This window comes from Methylobacterium sp. CCH5-D2 (assembly GCF_001556475.1).
In the GTDB taxonomy this organism is placed as follows: Bacteria; Pseudomonadota; Alphaproteobacteria; order Rhizobiales; family Beijerinckiaceae; genus Methylobacterium; species Methylobacterium hispanicum.
In genome coordinates this window covers 1-574 of the sequence record NZ_LSIX01000298.1, presented here as the reverse complement: position 1 = coordinate 574, position 574 = coordinate 1, and the positions used below count along the sequence as shown (strand labels likewise).

Annotated in this window: 1 protein-coding gene; it reads right to left on the bottom strand. The window is 75.4% G+C overall.

The features are described 5' to 3' along the window. On the bottom strand, window positions 1-574 hold a 574-nt coding region (locus AX737_RS07940), incomplete at both ends, for a HAMP domain-containing protein (protein ID WP_156453585.1).

The following is a 574-nucleotide window of genomic DNA, read 5'->3' as shown; positions in this document are numbered from 1 at the left end:
CAGGACGGCGAGGTCGACGCCAGAGGCGGCGAGCGCGCCCCGCTCCGGCAGGACCGAGGCCTGGATGCGGCGGGCGTAGCCGATGCTCTCGACGACCTGGCGGTTGGCCGCGGCGAGCTCCGCGTGGGCCGTCTCCAGCGCCTGGAGCAGCCGCTTGGCCTCGTCGCCGCTGCGCAGGCCCTCGACCATGCTGTTGAAGGCCTGGGAGATCGCGTCGATCTCGTTGCTCGGGCGGTAGGCGCCGCCGAGATCGACCGCGGTCCAGCGCTTGTGCTCGACCGCCCGCATCGCGACGAGCAGGCGCTGCAGCGGGGCCACGACGTGGCGGCGCACGGTGCGCTGCAGGGTCGCCACGAAGGCCAGCATCAGCACGAGGCTGGTGCCGAGCGCCAGGAGCGCCTGCCGCTCCGCGTTGTCGCGCAGCTCCTCGGCGGAGAGCACCACTGTGAGGCTGCCGGCGGCCAGGCCCGGGCCGGCAAGCTCCGCGCTGACCTGGACGCGGTTCCAGTCCCGCCCCTGCGGCCGCTCGCCCGGGACCCGGCCTTCCGCTACGCGGTCCTGCGCGACGCGGCGG